Raw genomic sequence first — 487 nt, forward strand, 5'->3', positions numbered from 1 at the left:
CCGGCTTGACGGCCCACCGGTGTGGGCGTTTGGCGGGCGTGACCATGAGCGCAGTCTTTTCCGGATCGGCACGCGCGAGCTGGACTGGCATTCGCACGTGCGCGGTCAGTTGTTCTGCATCCACTCGGGATTGGTGCATGTGCATACGCCGTCTGGCGCGTGGGTACTGCCGCCCTATCGTGCGGGTTGGATTCCGTCGGGGGTAACGCATCGCGTGTCGTTCAGCGGGGTCGTCAGCGGATGGATCGTGCTGGTGGCGCCGTATGCCGCCACAGGGTTGCCGTCGGCGCCTTGCGTGGTTGGCGTATCGGAGTTGCTGGCGGCGCTAGTCAAGCGGGCGGTGTCGTGGGCGACGCGCGAGGCGCTGACGGAGGACGAATTGCGTCTTGCGCAGGTGCTGGTCGACGAGATCGCGCGTGCACCGGCGGAGCCGCTCGGCTTGCCGATGCCGACCGATGCCCGGGTGCTGCGCGTGGCGCGTGCTGTG

At 68.2% G+C, this 487-nt stretch carries 1 pseudogene; it reads left to right on the forward strand.

The window, feature by feature from the left end:
- Positions 1-487: pseudogene (locus tag CDV44_RS28160) on the forward strand (AraC family transcriptional regulator); the annotation flags it as partial.

Origin of the sequence: Pandoraea sp. PE-S2R-1, assembly GCF_002179865.1 — a bacterium.
In the GTDB taxonomy this organism is placed as follows: Bacteria; Pseudomonadota; Gammaproteobacteria; order Burkholderiales; family Burkholderiaceae; genus Pandoraea.